This window comes from Streptomyces sp. AC627_RSS907, from assembly GCF_019049165.1.
Genome location: NZ_JAGMUE010000769.1, coordinates 1 through 605 on the forward strand (window position 1 = coordinate 1; position 605 = coordinate 605).

A 605-nucleotide genomic window follows, 5' to 3' on the forward strand; every position below is an offset into this window, starting at 1 on the left:
AACCTGTTCAGCCCGCGCGGCATCCCGGCGGACTACCGGCACATGCAGGGCTTCGGGGTGAACACCTACAAGTGGATCGACGCCGAGGGGCAGTCCGTTCTCGTCAAGTACCACTGGATGCCCAAGCAGGGCGTGCGCAGCATGACCGAGGAGGACGCGGCGAACGTCCAGGCGGGCGAGCTGGGACACGCCACGAAGGACCTGTACGAGGCCATCCGCCGGGGCGAGTACCCCGAGTGGGAACTGCTCGTGCAGATGATGGCCGACGGCGACCACCCCGAGCTGGACTTCGACCCGCTGGACGACACCAAGACCTGGCCGGAACAGGACTTCCCACCCAAGCCCGTCGGCCGCCTGGTGCTCGACCGCACGGTCGACAACTACTACGCGGAGAACGAGCAGATCGCCTTCGGCACCGGCGTCCTCGTCGACGGCCTCGACTTCTCCGACGACAAGATGCTCGTCGGCCGGACGTTCTCCTACAGCGACACCCAGCGCTACCGGGTGGGCCCCAACTACCTGCAACTCCCGGTCAACCAGGCCAAGAACACGGAGGTGCGAACCAACCAGCGCGACGGGTTCATGGCCTACGAGAACCGCGCGGC

General features: G+C 66.6%; 1 protein-coding gene. It reads left to right on the top strand.

Going from position 1 to position 605, the window contains the following annotated elements; translation table 11 throughout:
* Positions 1–605, top strand: a 605-nt coding sequence (locus tag KUM32_RS38545; protein ID WP_217146459.1) for a catalase, incomplete at both ends; no start/stop codon positions are given.